This window comes from Streptomyces pratensis (assembly GCF_037137275.1).
Lineage (GTDB): Bacteria > Actinomycetota > Actinomycetes > Streptomycetales > Streptomycetaceae > Streptomyces > Streptomyces pratensis_B.
Genome location: NZ_JBBBEN010000085.1, coordinates 172,168 through 197,799, shown reverse-complemented (window position 1 = coordinate 197,799; position 25,632 = coordinate 172,168). Strand labels below are relative to the sequence as shown.

The 25,632-nt window shown below is 75.6% G+C and carries 1 protein-coding gene (only partly in view); it reads right to left on the bottom strand.

The features are described from left to right. Window positions 1–25,632: the 5' portion of a lonely Cys domain-containing protein gene (locus V9U70_RS12515; protein ID WP_336674767.1), read on the bottom strand. The gene continues 3,678 nt to the left of window position 1, outside the view; 25,632 of the gene's 29,310 nt are visible here — the first part of the coding sequence; its start codon is at window positions 25,630–25,632; its stop codon lies beyond the left edge, outside the window.

Genomic DNA, 25,632 nt, shown 5'->3' with positions numbered 1-25,632 from the left:
GCGGCGGCTGTGGTTGGCGGCGTGCTGGGCGAGCGCCACCTCCTCCAGCGGGTCCTCGACGGGCGGCGCGGGCCGGGTCAGGGGCTGGGCACGCAGAGGGTCGCCCGCGACGCCGCCGTAGCAACTGGCGACGTGCAGTTCGTCCCCGGCCGCCCGGGCGACCACCTCGGGCAGCCCTCCGACGTAGCGGCCGCCGTCCTCGGCCCCCAGCAGCAGCACCCGGCCGTCCCGGTGGACGAGCTTCAGGCCGCCGGGCACGCCGTGGGCGTGGAAGGTGTAGACGGCCGCCTCGGGGTCGGGGGCGGTCTCCTCGGCGGCGACCGGGTGGTAGGTGTCGCCGACGCGGAGGACGTGGGTGCGCTCGCGCATCTCCCACCACCGGCGCAGCCTCCGCTCCCGCAGCCGCCTGCGGCCGTCGTCCGGCATCGACTCGCGGCCCTCGAAGCGGCGGTCGGCGCCGACCAGCGGGCGGCTGTCCACGTCACTGTCGCGGAAGCGGATGCCGTCGACCGTGACCCACTCGCGGTCCACGGAGGGCGGGGCCCCTTCGGCGGGCGGGTCGAACGGCACCCAGTCGCCGTAGGCCTCGTCGGGGTCGGCGTCGACGAGGGAGAGCACCTGGGGCTGAACGCCGGTGGGGGCGGCCCCCAAGGTGCTGGTTCCGGTGGGCGTGGTCCCGGCCGGGGCGGTCTCGGCGAGTGCGGTCCCGTCCGCTGCGCTCAGCAGGCGTCCGTCGCCGCTGGGCGCCCAGACCCTGCGGCCCAGTCGCTCCGCCACGGTCCGGGCCAGTCGTCCGTCCTGCGCGCCCGCGTAGGGGCTCGCCAGCACCACCGGGGTGTCCGACGGCAGCAGGGACAGCACCGGATCTGCGGCCAGCAGCTCCGCCACCTCCTGCGCGTCCAGCTCACGGCCGTCGGCGAACAGGGCGTCGTGGCCTCCCTCCGCCGCGACCACGTAGGCGTCGTCGCCCCACGGCGCAGGCTCCTGTGACACCTGGCGCAGCGCGCCGTCGCGCTGCTCGTGCAGGTGAATCCGGGAGATGTCGACGGGGGCGGCGCCGAAGCCGGTCCAGTCGCGGCCGCGGGTGGCGCCGGTCATATCGGTCAGGCGTGTGGCGGCGGAGAGCAGCGGCTCCCTGCCGGCGTCGGCAGCGTCCGTGGCGGCCGCGTGGTTCGTCGGGTTCCCGAAGGCCGTGGAAGCCGTGGAGGCCGTCGGGTTCCTGGAGGCCGTGGACCGTGCCGAGCCGGCGGGCTCCGCATCGGGCGTGGCCGGCCGGCCCGGAGGGGCGACGGGCGGCAGAGGCGTGGTCGCCGGGTCGCCTGCCGGGGTGAACGCCCAGTCGGGGCCGGTCGCCCCGGTCCCGCCGTCCGGCCCGGCGGACCGGGGCAGCGGCGCCGGGACGGGGCGCGGCGCGTCCTGCGCGGAGGCGGCGTGCGCCGGGCGCACACGCTGCCAGGCGTCGGCCCCCGGGACGGTCCCGTCGGCCGTCGCGTGCAGGGTCAGCACCTGGTCTCCGGCGGCGCCGGCGGCGGAGAGGGTGACCGGGAAGCCGGTCCACCACACGCTCCGGCCCAGCCGCCCTGCGACCCGGTCCGCTAGGCCGGCGGCGTCGGCGGCCGGGCCGGGGAACGCGAGGACGACCGGCGTACTCAGCTCCGTACCCATCAGATCCGGGTCGGTGGCCAGGAGTTCGGCGAACTCGCCGACGGTCGTCCCGTATGTCTCGCCCTCCCACTCCACCTCCATCCGGTCCGGGTCGTCCTCGTCGGGCCGGACCAGCACCAGATGGGGAGCAGGGCGTCCCTGCCCGGCGCCACCGCCCGCCCAGGGCGCGTCCACCAGCGCGGACGGGGTGCGGAACCGGGCCAGGCCGACGTCCGGCCCCGGCCCGCCGGTGTAGTCGCGGCCGGTGCCGTCCGACGTGCCCTGGACCGTGCTCAGGAAGGTGCTGGAGTAAGCCCCCGCCTCCACCAGGGCGTACGCCGCCGCGACATCGGGGGCGGACGCCTCCCGGCCCACCGCGAAGGCCCGCGTGAGCACGTCCAGGGCCTCCTCGCGGCGGGCGTGGGCGGCCAGCGGGTCCGGCGGCAGGTGGAGCAGCCGCGCGATGAACTTCTCCGTGTCCGGCCCGGACCCGGGCAACGTCTCCTGGGCCTTGACCCGCGCCCAGAACATCCGCGACATCTCGGCCTCGCCCACGTCCCCCTCGGGGATGCGCAGGACGGCGGCGGCCTCGTCCTCGATGCCGCCTTCCCACAGCCACTCGGCGGCGGACTCGACCGCGGGCAGGTGGACGAAACCGATGAGCCGGTCGCCGGGATACCGGGCCCAGTGCTGTGCGGCGGCGGCCAGCACCCGTCGGGCCGCCTGCTGGTCCGCCCCGGACGCGGCCGCCGGGTGCGCCGCGATCACGCGTTGGAGGAGGTCGAGGGTGAACGGGCCGGCCTCCTCGAAGTCGGAGTCGCCGCGCCACATGTGGTCCAGAGCCGCCACGCCGCGCAACAGGTCGCCGAAGTCGGGCGCGTCGTCGGCGTCGTGGCCGAAGGTCAGCCGCAGTGCCCGCACCAGGCGCAGCGTCCCCGTACGCATCTCGTCCGTCACCTCGCCGTCGCCGGGGCTCACCCCGGCGACCTCGGCCAGCCGGCCCAGCTCGGCGCCCTCTGGCTCGGGCCGGGACAGGGCCCAGGCCCGCCGACGCCCCTGGGCGTCGGCGAACAGGGTCCGCCGGTAGCGGCCGTTGCTCTCCTCCGTGCTCTGCGGTCCGTAGGCCAGACGCACCGCGCGTCCCGTGGCGTTGGCCACGTGCTGCCCCATGGAGAGGGTGCGGAGCGGATCGGGTACGAACGGGCCGGGGAAGGCGTCGGTGGCGGTGCGCGGTGCGGGGACGGCGCTGTCCCCGGGCGCTCCGGACCAGCAGACGACGAGGTCGACCCAGTGGTGCTTCGGCAGGGTCGTCAGACTCTTGCGGCGGCGCAGCCAGGGTCCCGCCTCCCGCTCGTCGACGCTGCGCGTGGCGCCGTCGCGCAGGGCGAACACCAGGGCCCCGGGGAAACCGTGCAGGTCCAGTCGGTACGCCTCGTCCTCGGGGCCCGGACGCGGCAGGTCCCACTCGCCGGAGACCTGGCCCGTGGCCGGGTGGTCGTGCACGAACGTCGACATCCGGTCCAGGTGGCGGTCGTGGTCCTCGAAGTCCCGCGCGAACTCGGCCGGGTGGTGGGAGGCGCGGCCGATCTGCCGGCCGCTCAGCGCGCTGACGATGGCCCGGCTCACCACTTCGTGGTGCCAGTCCGGCACGTCCTCGTCCGGGTCGGGCCCCCATCCGGGTCCGCTGGCGATCCAGTCGCCCCGGGGGGCCCGGGGGCTGCGGACGACGTCGATGGTGCTCGCTTCGCCGGGAGCGGACTCGACCGTGACCCTGCCGGTGTGCGCCCACACCGGCAGGCCGGTGCGGTCGGCGAGCTTGCGGGGCAGGTCGAGGTAGCCGTCCGCGGCGAACGGGACGGCGAGCACGATCGGCGTGCCCGGCGGGAGCGCCTCGCGGGCCGCGTCCGCCGCGACCAGCTCCACGAACTCGTCGACGTCCAGCTCCCGCGTCGTGCCGTCGGGCAGCCGGGCGTCCACCCGGTCGTGCCGCCCCTCGGCGGCCACCACGTAGGGGGTCACGCCGGGCGGCCAGGGGGTCGGTGCGGTGCTGAGGACGTCATAGCCGCCGGAGGGGTCCTCCTCCAGCAGGTCGCCCTCGGTGGTGTCGAGCTCGACGACGTCGTTCGTGCTCCAGTTCAGACCGGCCGCCCGGCGGCCCCCCACGGTGAAGTGGGACGCGCGGCCCGGCGCGGTCACCCCCAGCTCCGACAGGTGGAACGCGGCCAGCGCCGCCAGGCCGGTCGCCCGTCCGGCCGCCGTGGCCCGGCCCACCAGCGCGAACAGCGTCTCCCTGGCGCCCTGGGGGACGGCGGTCCCGGCGTCCAGGTGCAGGACGCGGCGAGCGATGGCGTCCACGTCGAACGGGCTCCCGCGCAGCGCGCGGTCGCGGCGGCGCAGGGTGTCGAGCTTCTGCACCGCCAGCGCGTCCGGCGCCTGGAACAGGCCGATCGTCGCCTGACGGCCCAGCTCGGCGCGGCTCACACCCCCGAGGGCGCCGGTGCCCGACCAGTCGGCCGGCACCCGGCTCATGGCCCGCACCCCGATGGTGTAGTCCTGCGCGGTCAGGCGCGGGACGTCGGCGGGCAGACCCCGCTGGAGCCGCTCCAGTTCGCTCGCCAGCTGTCTGGAGAACCCGGCGCGCGCGGTGGCCGCGCGCCGCATCGCGGGCGATCCGGAGGCAGCCCCTCCGGATCGGGCGTCGGCGCCGTAGCCGGTGATCTCGACGCGCGGCAGCGCGGCGCCCGCCCGCCGGTTGCGCAGCCCGGCGGCGGCCACCTGGGCCGCGAGCCGCCCCACGGCCTGCGCACCGGAGACGGACGGGCTCGTCGCGTCCCGCTCGTACGCCACCAGAATCCGGGAGGGCAGCGGCGGCAGCGCCCGGACGGCGAGGGGTGCGGCCGGGGTGGCGGCCACCGGGACCGGGGCGAATTCCAGGCCTTCCATGGGGTCGCCGACGGAGGACCGGGGCGGGGCCGCCTTGGCGTCCGGTGTGTCCGGTGTGTCCGGTGCGGTAGAGCCGAGGGCCGGGGCGACCGGGACGCCGTGGGCGGCCGGGACGCCGTTGGTCGCCGGGGCGTCGTTGATCACCGGTGTCGGCGCGCCGGGCTCGGGCACGGCCGGCGCTGCGAGCCCGCCCAGGTCGGGGACGGCAGGAAGGGTCAACTGCCAGTCGTCCGAGGTGGGTTCGAGCAGGCTGAACAGGTTGGGCGCCAGGACGGGCAGTTCGCCGCCGACCGCGTCCGGGGCGGTCAGCTCGACCGGGGACGTGCTCCACCACACGGGCCGGCCCAGCCTGCGGGAGATCTTCCGGGCCACCGACGCGTCCGGGCCGCTCAACCCGTCGAGCAGCAACAGGACCGGCGTCGACGGGTCGCTGTGGCGCAGTGCGGTGTCGGCGGCCAGCAGCTCGGCGAACTCCGCGGCCGGCATCCGGTACGAGACCGCGCCCACCGTCATATGGACGCGGCCGCTGTCCTCCAGGTCCACCGACGCCCGTACGGCGTAGGGAGCCGGCCGGTCCTTCCCGTCCGCGTCCTGCCCGGCCCACGGCGCGGCCACCGTCGTGTCCGCCACCCGGAAGCTGTCCAGCCCGGGCAGGAGGGCCGAGCCGTCATGCCAGTGCCTGCCGAGCCCGATCGCCGCTCCCGAGGACGTGAGCAGCGCGGGCGAGGCGAAGGCGCCCTGCGCCTCGGCGGCGTACGCGCCGGCCACCTTTGGGTCGGCCATGTTCCGGCCTGCCGCGAACCCCTGGGTGAGCAGGGCACGCGCCCCCTCGCGCAGCACGCCGTCCACAGCGACGGCCGGATCGAGGTGGAGGGCGCGTGCGGTGAGCGCGTCCGCACCGGGGCCGGACAGCGCCTCCTCGGCCCGGACCCGCGCCCAGAACATCCGTGTACGGTGCGTCGGCGCGGCAGCGGGGTCGGACAGTCCCAGCGCGGCGACGGCCGCCCGGTCCACCTCCGACGTGTCCCGCAGCCACGCCGCCGCCGCGTGCAGCTCCGGCACGGGGACGAACCGGCTCACCGGCAGGGCGGCGCCGGAGTCGCGCCACTCCCGGACGGCCTCCGCCAGTACCCGGCGGATGACGTCCCCGTCCACTCCGCCGACGGCCAGGGGGTGCGCCGCGATCACCCGGCTCAGGAGCTGCGGCCAGAACGGCCCCGTCTGCCGGAGGTCCGGGTCGGCGAACCACATGTTGACGATCGCCCCCGCCCCGGCGACCAGGGCCGGGAAGTCGTCGGCCACCACGACGTCCGGGCCGGCCACCAGCTTCAGAGCACGCACCACCCGCAGCAGCTCGGAGCGGACGCGCGGTGACGGTTCGTCCCCGAATCCGGCCTGCTCCGCCAACCGGTCGAGGTCCGCCCCGTCCGGTTCCGGCCGACTGGTCTCCCACCACCAGGGGCGCCCCTGGGCGTCGGTGGCCAGCACCCGGACCGGGCCGTCGACCAACCGGGCCACGCCCTGGGAGGAGTAGGACAGCCGCGTCGTGCGCCCCAGCCGGTTCGCCAGGTGTTGTCCGAGCGAGAGGGCGTCGTCGCCGAGCGGATCGGCGGCGAACGGCACCGGGGAGGCGCCGTCGAACTGCGAGACGTCCTGCGCGGCTCCCTCCTCCGGGGCCCCGGAGTGGCAGATCACCATGTCCAGCCAGTGGTCCTTCGGCAGCTCCACCAGGCTCTTGCGCCGCCGCAGCCACCCGGTCGCCTCGTCCCGGCCCACCGGACGGCTCCCCCCGCCCTCCAACGGCAGCGACAGCGCGCCCGGCATCCCGTGGCCGGCCAGGCGGTAGGCCTTCTCCGGCGCCCCCGGGTCCGGCATCGGCGACTTGTCGGAGAAGGTGTTCGTAGCGGCGTCCCAGTGCACGTAGGAGGACATTTGGTCGAGGTCGCCATAGCTCTCCCGCTCCCCGACGAGTTCGGCGGGCTGATGGAAGCTGCGTCCGATCTGCCGGCCGGTCCGCGAGCTGACGATGGGCTGGGTCAGCACGTCGCGGTGCCAGGCCGGGGCGTCGTCGTCCGGATCGGGCGCCAGGCCGGGCCGGACCGGGAGCCAGGAGCCGTCGGGCAGCCCGTCCCGGTGGAGTACGGCGATCGTGTTCGCAGAGGCCGGGTCGGGGTTGCGCCGCGCCAGGCCGCTGTGCACCCACACGGTGCGGCCGGTGCGGTCGGCGAGCTTGCGCGGCAGCTCCAGGTAGCGGTCGCCGGCGGACGGCACGGCCAGCACGATCGGGGCGGTCGCGGGCAGTGGGTGGCGCGCCAGGTCGGCCGCGACCAACTCGGCGAACTCGTCGGCGTCCAGTTCCTGTGCGGTGCCGTCCGGCAACTGCGCCACCACCCTGTCATGGCCTCCCTCCGCCAGCACCGCGTACGGGGTCACCTCCCACGGCCACGGCGCGACGTCCGGGAACCCGGTGGTGAGGGCGCCCGCCGGGTCGGCCGAGAGCCGGTCCACGAGCAGGCTGTCGATGTCGGCGGCGCCGCTACCGGTCCAGTTCAGACCCGGTACCCGGTTGCCGCCCGCAAAGACGTAGCGGGCACGGTCGGCCGCGAGCAGGCCCCGCTCCTCCAGGTGGAAGGCGGTGAGCGCGGCCAGGCTCGTGGCCCGCCCGGCGGCGAGGGCGCGGCCGGTCAGGGTGTACAGGTCACGGCGCATGTCCGGGTCGACGAGCACGGACGCGGGCAGATGCCAGATCCGGCGGGCGACGGCGTCCACGTCCAGAAGCCCGGAGCGCAGGGCCCGGTCGGTGCGGCGCAGCGCGTCCAGGGCGTCCACTGCGGCGGCGTGGCGCGGGGACGTGACGGCGATGGTGGCCTGGCGGCCCAGGTCGGCCCGGTCGATCCGCTCGGCCGGGCCCACGGTGACGCCCTGGCCCGGCACCCGGCTCCTGCCGCGTGCGGTGATCGTGAAGTCCCGCACGCCCAGCGGCGTCGGCCCGGGCGGAAGATGGGCCTGAAGGGTGCGCAGCGCGTGGTCGAGGTCGCGGACGAACAGGTCGCGCACGGACTGCGCCCGCAGGTCGCCCTGTGCCTGGGCGGCCTGGTCCCGGTCGCGTGCGCTGCCCGCACCGCGCGCGTCCGCGCCGTATCCGGCGATGTCGATCCTCGGCAGCGGCACCCGGTTGTGCCGGTTGCGCAGAGCGGCCTCCGCCACCCGGTGCGCCAGCCGTTCGACACCGGTTCCGGCGTCGTCGGCCGGGTGGTCGCCCCGCGGGGCGAACGGTACGAGGCTGAGCGGCGGCAGCGTGGTGAGGGGCCGGGCGGGCGGGCCGACGGGCGCGGCGTACACCGGCTGCCCACTGCCCGCGCCCAGGTTGACGGGGTCCGCCATGACGGCGTCCACGTCCAGCATGTCCAGGTCTTCCGGGGCGAGTTGCAGGAGGTCCGCCCCGGACGGGCCGAAAGCGAGGTCGAAGTCGGCGAGGGCCCCCAAGGTGTCCGGGTCGAGGCTGTCCGGGGCCCACGGGAGGGCGTCGGGGAGGTCCAGATCCGGCAGGTCGAAGTCGGGCAGGTTCCCGCCGGGCTGTGACTGCAGCGCCGGCAGCCCGGGGGCCGGCTCCCCGGCCGTCGGGCCGGTGGCGGGTGCTGCGGAGTTGGTCGCCGGGCGGCCCGGGGCAGGGGCGTCGAGCAGGGCCTGGGCGTGCTCGTCGGGGAAGAGCCCGCCCCGGGCGACGTGCTCGCGCAGTTCCTGCTCGGTGAGCGGGTGGACGTTCCAGTACCGGCCCCAGTTGTCCTGGTAGTCCAGTGCCGGGTCGTGCCCGGGAATGCCGTCGAGCGCCAACTGGGCGCCGCGCATCACCTCGTGGAACGAGTGGTGGCCCGCCGACAGCGAGACGGCGATCATGCCGGCCCGGATCAGTCCGAGGTCCAGGTCGATCCCCCACTGGTCCCGCATCCGGGCGGCGTGCACCAGGAAGCGGTAGGTCGATCCCGCGGTACCGGTCGCGACGAGGCCGCCCGAGTCCTCGGACAGTCCCTGGAAGCCGGAGCCCATCGCGAGGTCGTACACCGAGGTCGCCGGCATCCAGGTGAGGCCCTGGCCGTCGACCGCCAGCAGGCGCTCCGCCCGGCTCAACGGGGGACGTACGTCGTCCGGGCGGGTCTGGACCAGGTGGGCCCTCGTGGCGCGGGCGAGCGCCGTCTGCCTCTCCTGCGGGGAGAGGCTGTCGTCCAGCCTGAGCTGCTCGACGAGCCGCTCCAGTTCGGCGCGGGCCTCCGCCTGCCGGCGGCTGGGCCGCTCCGCCTCGATCTCCGGGTGCGGGTCCTCGCGGCCGCCGAGCATCTCCGGCACCAGGTCGCTGGAGATTCCCTGGAAGAGGAAGGTCACGAGTTCCCGCAGATTCCCGCTCCGCAGCACCTGCTGGAGTGCCGGCCTGCTGGTTCCGACGGAGCCCGCGAGGCTCGGGTTCTCACTGCCGAACGTGGCCAGGTGCCCGGGGAACCGCTGCCGTGCCCGCTCCCACGCGGCACGCGCCATCTTCCGGAACTCCTCGGTCACCGCCTCGTTCTCGGCGAGGCGCCCGGCCAGGCGCCGCTCGAAGGCGATGGACTCCTCGGCGTAGCGGATGCGCGCCCGGACCCACGCGGGCGCCTCGGCGCCGCGGTCGGGGCGCGTCGCCGCGGACCGGCGAGGCGCCCGGGGCCCGTCCTGGACGGGAGAGGCGGCGGGCTCGGCACTTTCGGGACGCTCGCGCCGGGGCTCGGCGGCCGGGGCCGGGGCGAAGGCGGGCCGGGGCGGCTCCCCCGAGGGCGCGGGGCGGCCCGGGTGCGGCGCCGGGGTGTGGCGGCGGTCGTCGATGTCGACCGTCACCACCCGTCCCCGGTCCGGGTCGGTGGCGCCGCGGACGCGCTTCGCGTCCTGGACGAGCTGGAAGTCGGAGAGCGTGACGTGCGGTCCTGGCGTGCCTTCCTGGAACGTCCTGAGCAGTCGGACGAGCCGGTCGCCGAGCGCGTCGGCGACCGCCTCCGCCCGCTTGCGGCCCCTGGCCCGCGAACGGTTGCCGTGCCCGGTGACGGTGACCGACGGCAGGGGCAGCCCGTTGGCCCTGTTCCACAGGCCCGCGCGGGCCAGCGACAGCGCCAGGGCGTTCAGGTTCTCGTCCTCGTCGGACAGGGTGTGCTGCCGCTCCGCGAACCGCAGGGTCCGCTGGTGCGGGCGGGGCGTGTGCCCGTGCAGGGTCACCGTGGTCAGCGGGTTGGAGACGGCGGGCGGGTCCTGGGACAGCAGCGCCGCGTTGACGGCGTGCGCCGACTCGCCGGGGCGCTTGCTGTAGGCCCGGAAGAACCACAGGTCCTTGTCGTCCGTGACCGGCGCCGCGGCCCGGACCGCGTCCCGGGCGCGGGCGCGGGCCTGGTCCACCTCGCGTTGAGCCAGTGCGTGCTCGGGGCTTCCCTCGGCGAAGTACCAGCGGACCTGCTCCGCCTCGTGGACGCCGGCCAGTGCCCGGGCGGCGCGTGCGAAGTCCTCCAGCCGGGCGATGTCCGGCGCGTCCGCGCCGTCGCGCCGTGCCGCCTCCGTACGCCGGTCGGTCTCCTGGGCCAGTCGGCCGAGTTCGTCCGCGTCGTAGCGGTCGAGGTTGTCGTCGACGATGTCGTCGAGCCGGTCCGTCGGTGTCCCGGCGCGGGAGTGGGTCTCGTTCTCCAGGGTGATCTGGTGAGTGCCGTCCTCGCTGGCCAGCACCACCTGGGCGAAGTGGTACGGGGCGTGCGGGCCGACTCGGTCGCCGGGCTTGGCGTGGTTGTGGGTGAACAGCTGGGCGCCGCCGCTGTTCGTGGTGCTGACCGACTGGATCAGATAGCCCTCCCCCACCTCCGCCCAGGCGAACTGGTTGACCCCGGTGTGGGCCGCGGCCCTGTCCAGCGGCACGCGCAGCGGGTTGTCCGGCGTGTGGCTCAGGGCCCGGCCGTATGCCTCGCCAGGGGTGGGCGCGCCCACCACGCCTCCGGTGAAGCGCGGGTCCGAGCCCGCCTGGCGGGCCGCCCACTCGGGGGTGGCGCCGGCGGCGGGACGGGCGCCGCGGGCGACCTCTGCCAGGGCCTGGGCCAGGTGGTGGGTGCCCGTGACCTCCCGGCCGTGCAGTCCGTTGACCGGGGCTGTGGCGACGGCGCCGTCCGGGCCGCGGAAGGCGATGTGGGAGAGCGGCGCGGCCTCCGCTCCGGCGACCATCCGGGCGAAGTCACGGGTGAAGGCGTGCTCCGAGGCGCCGGACGCGGTCAGGAACCGCGGCTCCACCCGGAGCAGCGGCTCGCCCGTCGAGCCGTCCTCCCGGGTCAGGAGCACGCTCACCGAGGTGTCGGCCATCAGCCGCACCCCGGCTCCGGCGGCGGCCAGCCGCGCGGAGGAACGCTCGATCGCCGCCCGGGTCGCGTACACCTGACGGCTCCGGCCGGTGGTGTCGTCGCCGGCCGCGTGCAGGGCGAGCGTCCGGTCCGCCGAGATGTGCAGCGGCGGCCGGTCGGCGGCGTGGACGGCGCGCTGGTCCTGGTGCGGCAGGACGAGGGCGGGCGCGTCGGACCCGCCCTCGGCCCGGACCTCGCCGACCGCCCGGGGCCTCGGCTCGGTGAACAGCACCCCGGCGCCGCTCACGTCCACGACCCGGTAGTCGCGGGTGATCAGGGGGCGGGGGCGCAGGGCCTCGACCCGGCGTTCCCACTGGGCCTGGTCGGCGAGCCGGTCGAACTCCGCGTCCCCGTCGCTGGTGGAGCCGCTGTCGCTCTCGGCGTCGCTGTCCGGGTCGCTGTCGCTGCTGAGGTCGCGGGCGCCGGGGAGGCCGCGGTCCTGCGGTGGCGGCGGCGTGGCCCAGCCGGACCCGCTGTCCCCGGCGCTCCGGCGCACCACCAGGCGGCGGTCTCCGGTGGCGGGGTGGGCGGCTGCCACGGCCGGGCCCAGCGGGTACCAGACGGGGCGGGCCGTCGTGCCGGAGACCAGGTCGGCCACCTGGGCGGCGAACGCCGCGGGAAGCGCCAGGACGAGATCCGCACCGCGCGGTCGCCGGGAGTCGTAGGAGATGATCCGGGCCATCTCCATGGCGTCGCGGACCACGAAGGTCCGCCACGGGGTGACGATCTCGACCCCTCCGCCGTCGGCCTCCTCGGCCACGACCACGTACGGGCTGCGCCACGGCGCGGGCTGCCGGACGACTTGGCCGGAGCCTTCTGCGAGGTAGGAGTCCAGCTCCGGAAGGCGCTTGCCCGTGCCGGTGAAGTCCCGGCCGGCCGGGCTCCGGTCCACGGTGCGCAGCAGGGTCTCCTCGGCCAGTGCGTCCCGCCGGGTCTCGATCTGGCGGTCGATGAAGTACGCGGCGAGGTCCTCTGCGCTCTCCAGGTCGTCCGAGGACGCCTCCATCGCCAAGGCCCCGAGTTCCAGCACGTCCGAGGAGCTCACCCGGGACCGGCGCGGCAGGTGCAGGACCTCGTGGGCGAGGTCGGCCAGCCCGGCTCGCGGGGGGCGGCCGTCCGCCGCCTCCTCGACCAGCGCGTACAGGGCCTCTGAGGTCTCCTGGAGCCGGGCGCGCGGGGCCCTGGCCCACTGCGGGCCGAACACCGCGTTCAGCCACCGCGGGTCGGCCCAGGGGGCAGGGGCGTCCTCGTCCTCCGAGTCCGTGCCCTCGTCCTCCGAGTCCGTGCCCTCGTCCTCCGAGTCCGTACCCGCGTCCTCCGAGTCCGTACCCGCGTCCTCGGAGTCCGTTCCGCCCTCCGGCCGGGGCTCCGCGCCGGAGAGCGTGCTCAGTTCGTACGCCTCTTCCGCCCCTGGCAGCCCGAGGTGGTCGCCGCCGGTGGGGGTCGGAGGCAGCGGGACGGTGGCCGGGTCCGGCTGCTGGGCCGGCGGGGCCGGTACGGAGATGTCGGTGGGGACGGGCGGGTCGGTGGCCTCTGGCGCGGCGACCGGCGGGCCGATGGCTTCGGCGCCGGTGGCCGCCGGGGCCGGGGTGTCCGGACCGGTGGGTGTCTGCTGCACCGGGCCCCCGGTCTTCGGCGGGAGGGCAGGGGTGCGCGGGAGCAGAGGGACGACATCGCCGCCACGGCGGCGGAGCCGCAGGGCGGGTGCGCCGGTGGAGGGGCCGGCGTAGGTGTGGGCGGTGCCGTTCTCCTCGACCAGCGTGACGGTGGCGCCGGTGGCGGCGGCGGCCCACGCGGCCACCGCCCGGTCGGCGTCCGGGCCCCAGGGAGCCTCGACCAGGTGGCGGCGCAGACGGCCCTCGTGGGCCTCCTGGTTCGGCGGGGGCGCGTCCGGGAGGGAGGCGGGGGGCGGCGGGGGCGTGAAGAGCGCGTCGCGCTCCGCCGGGTCGCCGGGCAGGCCGTTCAGTCTCATCAGCTGGTCGGGCGTCGCTCCGGCGCGGTTGCGCAGCCGCGCGGCCTCCTGGGGGTCTGCCCCGGGCTGCCCGGCGGCCTGGCGCAGGGCCGTGGAGAGCGCGCCGAAGAAGCCGTTGCCCCGGCCGGCGGGGGCGCCTTGGGCGTAGGTCGCGCCGTCGGGGGCGGTGAGTACGCCGTCCCGGTCCAGGCGGTAGCGCGGGCCGGTGGCGTCGGCCGGCGGGAGCCAGGGGGCCGTGGCGTGGCTGCGGTGCGCGGGGGGCTTCGTGGGCGTCGTCGCCGTGGGCGCAGCCGTCGTGGGCGTCGGCAGCGGCGTCGCGACCGGGGGGGCGGTACCGACCGGGAGCGTGGCGTGGAAGAAGCCCCCCTCGGCGAAGAGCACCGGATCGGCAGCCGCGTCGACCGCCGCAGGGTCCGCGCCGTGCGGGAGGAAGAGCTGCTCCCGGCCCTCCCCCGTCACCACCGTCAGCGGGGTGCCCAGGACCCGGGCGGCGAGCGCGGGCAGCAGGTCGGCGCCGCCGTGGTCACCCGCGCGGCGCTCGGGCCGAGCAGGCTCTCCCGCGTCCCGGCCCGTCGTGTCCGCTGCCGGCGGCTCGGCCGCGAACGGGCGGGACAGGGCCGCGGTGGCGAGCGCGACCCGCTGTTCGGTCGTCGGCCAGAACGTCTGCGGGAGGCGGCCGAGCGCGCCGAACTCCGCCTGCTGCTCGGCGGTCAGCTCTGCTCCCGCGCGGTCGAGTTCCTCCTGTGTGAAGGTGTCCGCGGCGTCCAGCGCCAGGGCGTTCAGCAGATCCTCGTTGCCGTTGTCGGCCAGCGCCCAGGCGAGTCGGTCGCGCGCGGCGGCGACGGCCTCGGCCGTGACCGCCGCGTCCCCGGGGCCGGCCGCGAACCGCTCGGCGAGGTCGCTGCCGAGGAGGTGGGGAAGGCGTCCGCGGTCGTGGGCCGCGGCGAGCAGCGCGTGGAAGAACGAGGCGCCGTCGTGCGGCACGGCGTGCACCGCGCGCACCGTGGTGCCGTCCGGCGAGGTGAGGGTGCGGGGGACGGAGCCGGCGGCATCGGTGATCGTGTACGGCTCCGGCGCCTCCGAGCGCCAGCCGGGGGCGGTGTACTCCTGCGGCAGGTCCTTCACCGCGACCGAGGCCGAACCCTGGTGGTGGGCGGTGAGGCGGGTCGCTGCGAGGTGCAGGCGGTGGTGGTCCGCGGCGGCGGCGTCGGTGTGCCGCTCCCACCGGCGTACCTCTTCGCGGGCCGACTGCCAGACGGCGACGGCCGGGGACTGGGCCACGGACCGGGGCAGGACGGTCGCCCGGTCGGGGTGGCCGTCGCCGAGCGCGGCCCGCTCGTCCGCGCTCAGGTCGAGCCAGGCCCCCCGGGCCTTCGCGCGGGCGTCGTAGTAGTTCTTCTCGGCGGCGGCCAGGTCGGCCGCCGCCTTGGCCTGGTCGTCCCAGGCCGTGCGGGCCTCGTCGGGGAACGTGGCGTCGTCCAGGAGTCCGTAGTCGCGGGCGATGTCCTCGCGCAGCCAGACCAGGGCAGTGGTCTCGGCCTCGGCGGCGCGCGGTCCGCGCCTCGGGCGGCCGAGCGCCCGCATCGGGCGGCTGTCGGTGAACCGGTGGTCGACCTCTGCGACCGCGAGCCAGCTCACCGGGAGCGCGAAGAGCATGCTGCGGTCGGTGACGACCTTGAGGTGGGCGCCGAGGGTGGTGTCCGTGGCGCCCTTGAGCGCGGTGCCGTCGTCCGCCCCGCCGATCGGGACCGTGGCGCCGGGGTTGGTCACGCCCGCGTTGCTGTTGCCCGCCATCGGCGACGAACTCACCGCGCCCTCGACGTTGTCGACGATGCCCGCCTCCAGCGCGTCGGAGGTCTTGCGTCGCTGCATCGCCTCCATCCGCGGCTTGTTCTCCACCGCGAGCAGGCGGGCGCCACGGCGGTGCATCTTCGCGTAGAGGCGGGAGTCGGCGGTGTGGGACTGGCCGATCAGGTGGGCGGAGGACTGGGTGGGCAGCGGCGAACCGTTCGCGCCGAGCGCCTCGCGGAATCCGGCGGTCAGCCCGACCTGGGTGGTGGCCTCCTGCTGGGCCTGGGCGGGGGCGGTGCCGAGGCCGGTGAGCGGGGTGTGACGGGCCATCCGTACGCGCTCGGCGAGCACCGTGCCGGTGTGCCGTCGGCCGAGGTCGCTGTCGCCGGGGAAGCCGTCGGCGCGCGCGGTGGCGAGGGTCAGAGCGTCCCGCACGTGGGGAGCGCCGAGCATGTCCACGGCGAGGATGCCGGAACCGATGCGGTCGTCGAAGGGGAGGATGTCCGGGTCGGGGGCGTCGGTGTCCCCGTCCGTGGTGCGACGCCACTTCGCGATGGCCTCCGGCTGCGCCTGCTTGGCCGTCAGCACCCCGACGGCGCCGTCCGGTTCGGGGATGTCCTGCTCGGTGAGCGCGCCGTCGGCGCCGTCGCCGACCGGGGTGAGCAGGCTCGTCGGAAGGATCTCGTTGAGGCTGCCGACCGGGGCGGTTGCGGTGGGGCTGAGCGGTTCGCCGGAAACGTCCGCCATGGTGACGGTCAGGGTGTACGAGGTGACGGTCTCGGCGTGCGTCTGGGTGGTGGCGATGTTCGGCATCGCGGTGCTGCCGGTGGTCTCGGTCCGGGCGCTCGACCGCTGCTTGGCCCCGGTGCCCTGGAGCCCCGGGTTGGCGACCAGCGCCCCACTGCCCGCCGCGCGTTGGCTCGCGCTGAGCGTCACGTCGGCCCCGCGGTCCTGGGACGCGCCCGTGGCGGCGTCCCGGGCCGTGGTGCGGTAGTCCTCCAGTTCGTAGCCGGTGCGCAGCCGTTCCACGGTGGTGGTGACCGGCGTCAGCGTGAACCGGAGCTGCCCCGGGCTGCCCCCGACCGGCAGGTGGTGCGGGCGGCTCCACGCGCGGTAGCGGACCGGCAGGGTCATGCCGTCGGTCGTCAGCTCGTGCAGATGGGAACGGAGGAAGTCCGGCGAGAGGCGCTGGAGGACCTGTTCGCGGTCGTGCGAGGGCACGCCGATGCTCTCCAGCTGCCCCATCAACTGCTGGGCCACCCGGCTCGCGTCGAGCTGGCCGCTGGGGTGGGAGGGGAAGCGGCGGCGGCTCAGGAAGGGCGGCAGCCGGTAGCCGCCGCCGAGGTTGCCCGGTGTGGTGGCGCCGAGGCCGTCCGGGGCGAGCCCGGCCTCGATGGCGTCCTGCAACGGCAGGTGGAACATCACCGCGTCACGGATGCGCTGGAGTGCGGCGGCGGCCCGGCGCGGCGCGAGCCCCCGCCCGAGCCGTTCGGAGACCCGCCCGGCGGCGGCGCTGATCCCGGCCCCGGCGCGGGTGCCGACCGCCCCCATCGCGGCCGTCCAGTGGTCCCGTACCGCGACGGTCTCGGCGGCGTCGGCGATCACCAGGTACATCCGCCCGGCGTAGGTGAGGGTGGTGTTGCGTCCCCGGGTGAGGGTCTGCGAGGCGCTGCGGCCCTTGCCCCAGGCGTACTGGAGAGCCGCCGCGTACGAGCCGACCACGGCCTGTTCGCCGGGCGCCTGCTGCAGCGGCATGGTGGCGCCCTGGAGACCGAGGGTGGTGCGGGACACGGCGCCGGCGCTGCCGGCGACGCGGTGCTCGTTGCCGATCGTGGCTTCGAGGCTGCCGGGCTTCGGGTCGCTCGTGACCCGTAGGTTGCCGAGTTCGCCGCGGACCGCCGCCTTCAGGTAGTGGGTGGAGAAGGGGCCCGCACCGTTGAGCCCGGGGACACGGGAGCCGAACGGGCCCACGTACTGACCGAGTTGTCCGGCGATACTGAGGTTCGCCATCGCCCGGCGCAGCGCCGTGCGGATCGGGGCGCCGGGGGCGCTGACATGCCAGGAGGCGCCGGAAGCGCGGTCGGCGGTGTCCTGGACGAGCTGCTGGCGCTGTCGGCCCCCCTCGGTGCTGAGGACCACGTGGGGGGAGCGCAGGAGTCTGTGGACGAGGTGCCGGTCGGACGACTCGTCGCGGGGCAAGGGGCGCGTTCCGTCGAGGAGTTGGTCCGCTTCGGTGGAGGAGAGGGCGCGCGGGGCGGGCTCGGGCGCCGCCGTCGCCCCTGCCCCTGTCCCGGGGCCTGCGGCCGGAGGGTCGGCGGGGGCGTAGCGTTCGGAGCCGTGCGCCGCGGGCACGGCCAGCTCCACCCGCCCCACGGTCTCCCTGCCCCGGCTGAACAGCGGGCGCTCCTCGACCTTGCTGACGAAGACGCCCGCGCCCAGCAGACCGACCGAGACGAGCCGGGTCCAGCCGCGTGGGCGGCGGTGGCCCTCGAAGGTGGCGCCCAGCTCCACCTGGTAGCTGTAGAGGTCGGCTCCGTTCTGGAACGCCAGCTGGTCGTGGGCGACCGCGACGGTGTTCCGGGTGGCCTTCGTGTCGGTCTTCGCGTAACGGCCGCCGAGGGAGACGTTGCCCATCTGACGCGGCCTCCCGGCTTCGGGCGCCTTGTCGTGGTCGCGCGGCGAGATGCCCAGTTCGACGCCGGCGGAGAGCGTGGTGGAGGTCTGCTGCCCCTGGCCCGAGACCTCGGTGCCGATCACCGCGTTGCGCAGCGAGCGTTCGCTCATGGTGGTCTCGAACCGCCGGTCGGTGAGGCGCGCCCGCAGGATCAGGGTGTGGTGGCCGCGCCGCACCTTGCCGTCCTCCGTGAGGGTGACCGGCACTCCGGTGGTCGTCAGGTCGTCCAGACTCTGCGCCAGGCTGGGCCGGTTCAAAGCCTCGCGCACCTGGCGGTCGTTGTGCAGCGCGGTCCGGATGCGCCCGTCCCCGTACCAGAGCTTGGCCAGTCGCGGGTGCCGCAGCATCAGCGGCGGGACGAAGAGGGTCGGGTAGGAGCGGTGGAGCGTGTCCAACACCGTGTCGGCGAAGGCCCGCAGGGGGTCCTGGGCAACGGGGTCGGGGGCGGGGGCCGGGAGCGGTCGGCCGTTCGGGCTCGGCCGACTCTGCTGGGCGGGCGGCTGCCCGTCCCGGACCGGCCGGGCGGAAGGCCGCTGGTCGGGCCGGAAGCCCTCCGCGCGGACCTGACCGCCCAGGTGCACCGGTTCGTCGCGGGTGAGGTACCACGGCACCGGCGGCTCTGCGTCCGGGTTCGGGCCTGTCGCGCCGGGCGTACGGCTGTCCCAGCCCGCGAGCCGGCGTGCGTCCTGGGTGGATATCCAGTCCAGGCTGACCACCCTGACCGGGCGGGCCGCGGACGCCGGTTCGCCGGCCCCCCGCACCATCAGGGTGCGCTCCACCCGGTAGAGCGCGAGCGGGTGGTTGCGGACACGGCCGGTGACCTTGCGGGCCGCGTCGTTGCCGAGGTAGTGGCCCCGGCCGGTGCCGAGGTCCGCGCGGACCAGCGGACCACCCTGGATGCGTACGTCGGTCTCCGGGCCGATGAGGGTGAAGCTGGGACCGGCGGTGACCTGGACGCCGAAACGGGTGGCACGGACATGGGCGCGCTGGTTCTGGTAGGTGGTCTGGGCGAGGTCGCGCACCTCCGCCTTGACCGACTCGGTGACCAGGGTGGCCCGGTGCGGGACCGACCGCTCGACCACCAGGTGCCCGAGCGGGTGCTGACCGCTGCCACGGGTCAGCTCGGGCCCGCTGACCGGTCCGGAGAACCGCCCGAACAGACCGTGCAGCCGCCCGGGCCGAAGGTAGGAGACCAGCGTGCGGTGCGCTGAACTCCCGGGCCGTGCACCGGAGATGGCGAGGGCCACTTCCTCCGGCGGGTCCGTCAGGTGCAGTGCGGCGGTGTCGCTGATCCGCGGCTCGATGCCGTCCGGGAAGGTGAGCGTTTCCGGCGCCCGCTTCGGCCCGGTGAACGGCACGGTGAGATCGTCCGGCAGCCGCCAGCTCAGCCCGTCCCGCACGGCGAACGTCGCGGTGTGCACAGGGGTGCGCCGCCAACGGGGAGCAGGAGCGGGCGGGGCGGCGTCCGGCCCTGTGGTCTCCGGCGCCTCGGTGACGCGCTCCACCCGCACCTGGTAGTGGACGTCGTCCAGGTGCAGATGCGAGCCGTCCACGGCCCGGTACTCGGACTGGTGGTACGCCTGTGTGCCCAGGGTGTAGTCGGTCCGGCGGCTCCAGCCCAGCGAAACACCGATCTTCAGCATCCAGTTGAGCGGCGGCCCCATGCCCACCGCGGCGGCCACCCGGCGTCCGACGCCCACACTGCGCCCGCCGCCCGTGCCGGCCTGGCCGCGCCGCATCGTGTCCACCCGGACGGTGGAGCCGTTGACGTCGGAGAAACGCTCCCAGCGGTGGTACGGGACGGCCTCGACGGTCATCTCGTGGCCGACGCCGGACTTCTCCCGGCCCACGAAGCGGGCGCCGCGCGGGGCGGTGAAGGCGCCGGGCTGATCGGTCAGCAGGCGCAGCAGCTCCGCCTCGTCGAACTGGGCGCGCAGCTTCTCGGGCAGCTTGCCGAGGATCTCCTGAGCCACCTGCTCGGGCGAGCGGAGGGTCAGGACGCCGACGCCGTTCAGGAGCCCTGTCCGGGGCGCGGCGGGGCGGGGACCCGGCCCCTCGCCGCCCGGCTCTGCGTCCGGGCTGATCAGGACGGTGGGCAGCCGGCCGCCGTCCTCGAAGGCGACGGTACGCGGCGCGGGACCCGGCGGGCGGGCGTCCTCGCCCGTCAGCACACGTGCGGGGCGGTGTCTTTCGAGCTGTGTCTCCAGTGGTACGGGATCGCCCCGGTCCGGGGGCCGGGCGCCGGGGGCGTCCAGCTCGGTGATCCCGCCCATGCTGCGCAGCCACTCCCCGAAGACGTCGGTGCCGGCCGGGTCCTGGGTGGCCGGAGCGGGGGTGAGGGCGGGCACGGAGGCGGGGGCGAAGGACACCGAGGCCGGGATGAGGGCGTCGAAGTGGTCGGCGCCGTTGTAGGACAGGTGCAGGGCCTCACCCCGGCCGCCCGGGTTGAGGGGCGTGACGAAAGTGCTCCCCGGCGCCTGCGGGTCCGGTTGGACGAGCCGCAGGTCGAGGTCGAGGGTGTGCGCCAAAGCCTGCGGGAGTACGTCGGCGAAGGGCGACGCCCACAGCGCGGGGAGCTCCGCCGCCGCGAGGATCAGCCCGTCGGCGCCGAGCCGCCGCGCGTCTGCCGGGGTCGGCGCCACCTCGGCGAGGTGCGGGTAGCCGCTGTCCCGGAGCATCCGCCGCCACCGTCGGCCGTCTCCGTCGGTGACGACCGCCTGCGCGATCCGGTCCCAGCGCTGGGCGATCCGGTTCTGCGCGCCCGCGTCCCGTGTCCCGGCGAGGGCGGTCATCCGCAGGTCGTCGACGACGGCGAGCACCGGATCGGGGGTGGCCTCGGCCGCCGTGGCGAGCAGTTCGGACCCGGTGAGCCGGTCGCGCAGCAGCTCACGGAGCCGGGTGACGTCCCGCGCGGCCCACGCTGGGGGGACGGGCCGGCTGCGCGCGCTGTCGAGCAGCGATCGGAAGAGGCAGTTGCCGCCGCCCGGAGTGCGCAGCCGGCGGAAGGCCAGTCCCTCCGCGCGCACGGTGTCCGCGGGGCCGGGGGTCAGCGGGGCCTTGCTGAACAGAGTCAGGTCTTCGGCGAGGCTCTCCGGCCGGCTCTGTGTGGGCGCCGGATCAGCTCGGCGACGGGCGAGTTCGGCGGTGTCCTCAGGGCTCAGGGCCAGGTCGGAGAGGGGAAGCGGCGCGGTGGAGAGCGACCAGGTGATCCGCGCGGCGGGCGCGTAGGTGAGCCCGGCCACGTCGTCGGGCGAGATCAGGGTGGTCGGCGGGAGCTCGGGGGGCGGCGGGGGCAGCAGGGCGTCGAGCGTGGCGCCGGGGGCGGCAGTGGCCCGCGCCTCGGCTGCGGCACGCAGGAACGCGCGGTACTCCTGGGGGCCGGGGTCGGCAGAGGAGTCACCGGTGCCGGGGGCCGCGGCGTCCGTCCCAGGGCCGCCGGTCGTCGCACCCGTCGCGCGGCGCCGGTCGATGACCATCCGGCGCAGGAGGTCCGGGGTCATCCGGCCGTCGCCGTACCGGGCGGCCGTGTCCGGATCGAGCCAGCGCAGGCCGTCCACGTACGCGAGTCCGGCGAGCGACTCCCGGCCGCCGGGCTGCTGTTCGGCGTCCGTACCGAGGGCCTCGCGCAGTGTGCGGATCTGCTGGAGGGTACGGGCCAGGGCGAAGGCGTCGGCCGGGTCCGGGCCCGCGTGCAGGCCCGCGTCGCGTGCCAGCTCTTCCAGCTCCGCGCCGCCGGGCTCCGGGGTGAAGAGCCGCCACTGGCCCGGCCCGTCCGGGCCCTCGGTGAGCACCGCGCGGACGTTGCCGTCCCGGTCCTTGGCCGTGCCCGCCTCTGTGGTCGGGGCGTACACCGGGCGCCTGGTCCGGTTCGCCACGTGCTGGGCCACCGGCAGTCCCGCGATCCGCGGCTGCCGCCCGGTCTCGCAGGAGAAGAGCACCAGCGGCCGATCCTGATCGCCGTCCCCGGCCCAGGCCTTGAGCACCTCGCCGAGCTGCACTCCGGTGACCTTCACACTGGGGTGCGCGGCGTCGTCGGTGCCGAGCGTGACGGTACGGGGGGTCCCGTGGCTCGCGAAGTAGTCGGCGCCCCCCTCCGCTCCGGCGCCGGGGAGCGCGGTCGGCGGTCCGGTGAACACCGTACGAGGGGCGGGCGGGACCTCCCCGGCCCCCGGGGCCGGGGCCTCGGCGGAGGTGGTGCGCACACTCCGGAAGGTGTCCTGGCCGAGGAGCGCCCGGCGTCCCGCGCTCTGCCCCGAACGGTCCTCCGCGGGGCTCTGCGAGATGGTCAGCGTCTGCACCGCGCGGCCGGGCCGGGGCTGGTCCGTTCCCTGCGGCACCCAGCGCCGCAGCTGCGCGAAGGGCACCGCGTGGCCGCTCAGGGTGGTGACGACCGGCTGCCCCTCGGGGGGCGTGGGCCTTTTCCCCCCGGTGGTGTCGATGTCGCCGCGCCCCGGCTCCGGATCGGGGTCCGTGGCGGTCTGTTCCGGGGACGGGCGTGCCGCGCCGGTGTCCAGGGCGCCGTTGCGGACCAGGGACTCGACCATCTGCGGTACCGAACGGCCGCCTTGGAACAGGCTGTACATGTCGTCGGGCACGACGGGCCGGAAGCCTTGTTCCAGAAGGAGTTTGGGCAGCAGGACCTGGACGTTGGAGCGCAGGTTGCCGTCCTGGAAGGGGTGGACCACGTGCAGCGCCCGGACTGTGCGGGCGATGGAGGCGAGCTTGGCTCCGTCGTCGGCGTCGGGCCGGCCGACCCGCGCGTAGTGCTGCTGGAACACCGTGTCGACGAGGCCGGCGGCGGCGCCCTTCTTGTAGGTGGTCGCCAGCGCCGGGTTGCTGTGCAGGAAGCGGGTGAGGATCGTGACCGGCCGGGGCGAGGGCAGCGGGTTGGCCCAGTTGTGCGTGGTCATGTCGTAGACCAGAGGCTGGTCCCCGATGCGCTCGTCGAAGATGTCGGGGGCGAGCGCGTCGCCGCGCAGCGGGAACTGGGTGGTCCCGCCGCCTGACCAGCCGATCGTACGCCCGAGATGGCCGGTCGCCAGACCGTGCATGGCCTGGTAGGCGGACGAGTCCATGGGGGCCGCGACCGTGTCGGGGTCGCCCAGGAACCGGGCGTACGCGGCGACCATGCCCGCCTGGAAGCCCGGGGACCGGTCGTGGTCGTAGTAGGAGCCTGGGTCGTCGGGGAAGGCGGCCAGCGCGGCGTCGTGGTTCTTGGGGTCGATGTAGAACTGCCACCACTCGTTCTCCGGCAGGAAGTCCCGGAGCGTCTCGGGCCGGCCCGGCGGCTCCCGGTCCGTGAGGGGGGGCGCGCCGGCCCCGGGGCCGGTGGCGGGGCCGGCGCCCGGGTCGGCGCCGGTGTCACGGTCGGAGGTGGCGCGGGCACCGGTCGCAGGGGCGGTTCCGTCACCGCGCCCTGACTCCAGGAACAGATCGGTGGCCGTCTCGCTCCAGGGGGTGGACAGGGTGGCCGGCTTGTACGCCGCGGGGACGTCGGTGGCGGTGCGGGAGCCGTCGGTGGCCGTGGCGAGCGTCGGCTTGAGGTCCCGGGCGGGCGCGGTGTCGCTCGTGGTGACGACCGGCGGCTTGGCCTCCGTGCCGCCCTCCGTGCCGCCCTCCGTGCCGCCCTCTGCGCCGGCCTCGGGAGTCGGTTCGCCTGAAAGCACCTGCACGGGGCGCGGGTCCGGGTCGTCCGGTGCGAGCTCGCCACCGACCGGCTTGCCGACGGTCTTCACCCCGGGCGGCGGTGTGGCCGGCGCGGGGGTCGCCGACGTCCCGGGCGCGGGAGCGGTCGGCGTGCCGGGCGTGGCAGGCGCAGGAGCGGCGGACGCGACGGGTGACGGGGTCGCCGACGCGACGGGGGACGCGCCGAGGGCGGCCGAAAGCGGCAGCAGCACATCGGCTCCGGGGAACGCCGTCCCCGCGGTGCCGTCCGGCATCCCCGTGGCTTCCGGACCGGTGAGCGGACGGACCTGGACCGGATCGCCGGGGCCGTGGCGGGTCAGCTCGACGGCGCTGCGTACCGGCTCCCCTGCCTCCCCCGTCACGTCCGACGGGACCGGCGCGGCCGGCGGGCCGAGCACCACGGCCCGATCGACCCCGGCGCCGTCCAGCAACTCGGCTGCCTCCGGGGACCCCGCGGCCGGTGGCTGCGCCTCCGAGACGACGATCGTCAGCGGAGGCGCGGCGGCGCCGGCGGCGGGGCCTGCGACGGCGGACGGGGCCTCGGCCGACACCTCGCGCACCTCCGAGCCGTCGCCGGTCTGTCCCGGACCACGCACATCCGAGCCACCGTCCGACCCGCCCGGATCACGCACATCCGAACCACCGCCGACCTGCCCCGGATCACGCACATCCGAAGCACCACCCACCGCGCCCGGACCAGGCGCCCCCGAGTCGGCGGCCGACGGCGCCGGGGTTCCCCCAGCCATGGAGCCGCCCCCACCGATCGGCGGGGCCACCGTCACCGGCGTGCCGAACCCGCCGAGGGCCCTGCGGACCTCCTCGGCGCCCACCTGGGCCTCGGGGCCGCCCCCGGCGGGCACCACCCGAACCCCGGGCAGCTGCGACAGGTTGGCGTGCAGGCCGTCGCGTACGCCGCTCTCCGTGCTGCTGGGCGGCTGGCCGCCCCGTACAGCGGCAAGGTCGCGCAGCGCCTGCTCGCGCATCTCGGCGGGGCCTTGGTGGACCTGCTGCCACAGGGTGTTCTCCGCGGCGGTCACGGGCATCGGGCCCGGGGAGTACGGGGGCGGGTCTACCGGGACGTACGGCGGCGGCTCCGGCGCGAGGTAGGGCGGCGGCCGGCTGCCGGTGAAGTCATTGTGGCCGGTGGTCTGCTGGACGACCGGTGCAGGCCCGCCGAGTGCGGGCCCGTCGCCGCCCGTGGTGTCCGTGCGCGAGGGGCCGTCGGTGCGGTCAGGGCCGTCCGCGGTGCGGGAGGAGTCCACGGAGTCGCGCGCGCCGGAGTCACCGCCGTCGGAGACGGTGGGCGGTGGCTGGTTGCGCAACTTGTCGATGGCGTGCCGCAGTTCGGCACCGCTGTTCAGGGCCGTGCTGGTGAGCGACGACTCGACCTGGCTGCTGATGCCCGCACCGACGAAGGTGGACCAGCTGGTGGACCAGTCGCCGTCGAAGGCCCCCTTGACCAGGATCTCCGCGAGCGCCTCGCCGGACCCGGCGGCGAGGAAGTCGGCGGTCCCCTTGAGCCCATAGTGCCCCGCCAGCGCGCCCGGCCGGTCGGCGTTGTAGCGCAGGATCTGGTTGTTCCGCCACAGATCGGGGTTGTTCCGGAAGGCGAACGGGCTGTCCCGGAAGGTGACCGGCGGGCTGAGCGGGGGGATCGGCCCGTTCCCGTGCGGGCCGGGGTCGGGGCGGTCGTTCGTGAGGTGGTCGCGGTCGGGGTTCGGCTTGGGGTCGGGGTCGGGGGTCGGGCCGTTGTTCTTCAGGTCATGGTTCGGGGTGTCCCGCAGGCCGGGGTTGTTCTTGTAGTCCGGTCCGCTCTTCAGGAAGTTGCCGTCGTAGCTCCTGACGATGTCCTTCGCGAACTTGTCGAAGACGCTCGTGAAGAAGCCCGCCGCCGCACCGAACGCGGCGGCCTTGCCGATGTCGCTCCAGTCGATGCCGTCGGGGCGGCGGCCGTCCGGGGCGAAGTTCATCATCGCCAGCCGCACGGCGAAAGTGGTGAACGCCTCGGCGAACGCCTCGGTCAGGGAGGGCGTCAGGTGCAGCCGCTGGAGCAGGTGGCTGAGGGTGGTGAGGATGAAGAAGCGACTGCGGAGCTTGGCCATCATGATCTGGCTGGCCGAGGCTCCGCCGGTGAAGAAGGACATCGCCAGGTAGATGGCGATCTCGATGAGCAGCCGGATGATCTCTGCGATGACCTGCCACTTGGACTCCATGATGTCCATGGAGGTCTTGCGCCGGCCTTCGGCGATCTTGTCGAGCTGCTCGGCGAAGTCGCGCAGGTAGTTCTTGCCGCCGTCGTCGACGAGCATGCCCATCGCCCGGCTGTACGACGTGGCGAGGTCGTCCGGCATGGACTCGCCGATGTCGTGGACCGACTTGTCGATCAGCGTGGACAGCCGCTCCAGTTTGCGCCCGAGGCCGGAGTAGGGCCGGCGGCTCTCGAAGGCGAGATCCTCGTCGGCGTCCATGAGCTTCTCCCCGGTGAGGATGAAGATCATGGCGTTGACCTCGGGCGATACCTGGATGCTCAT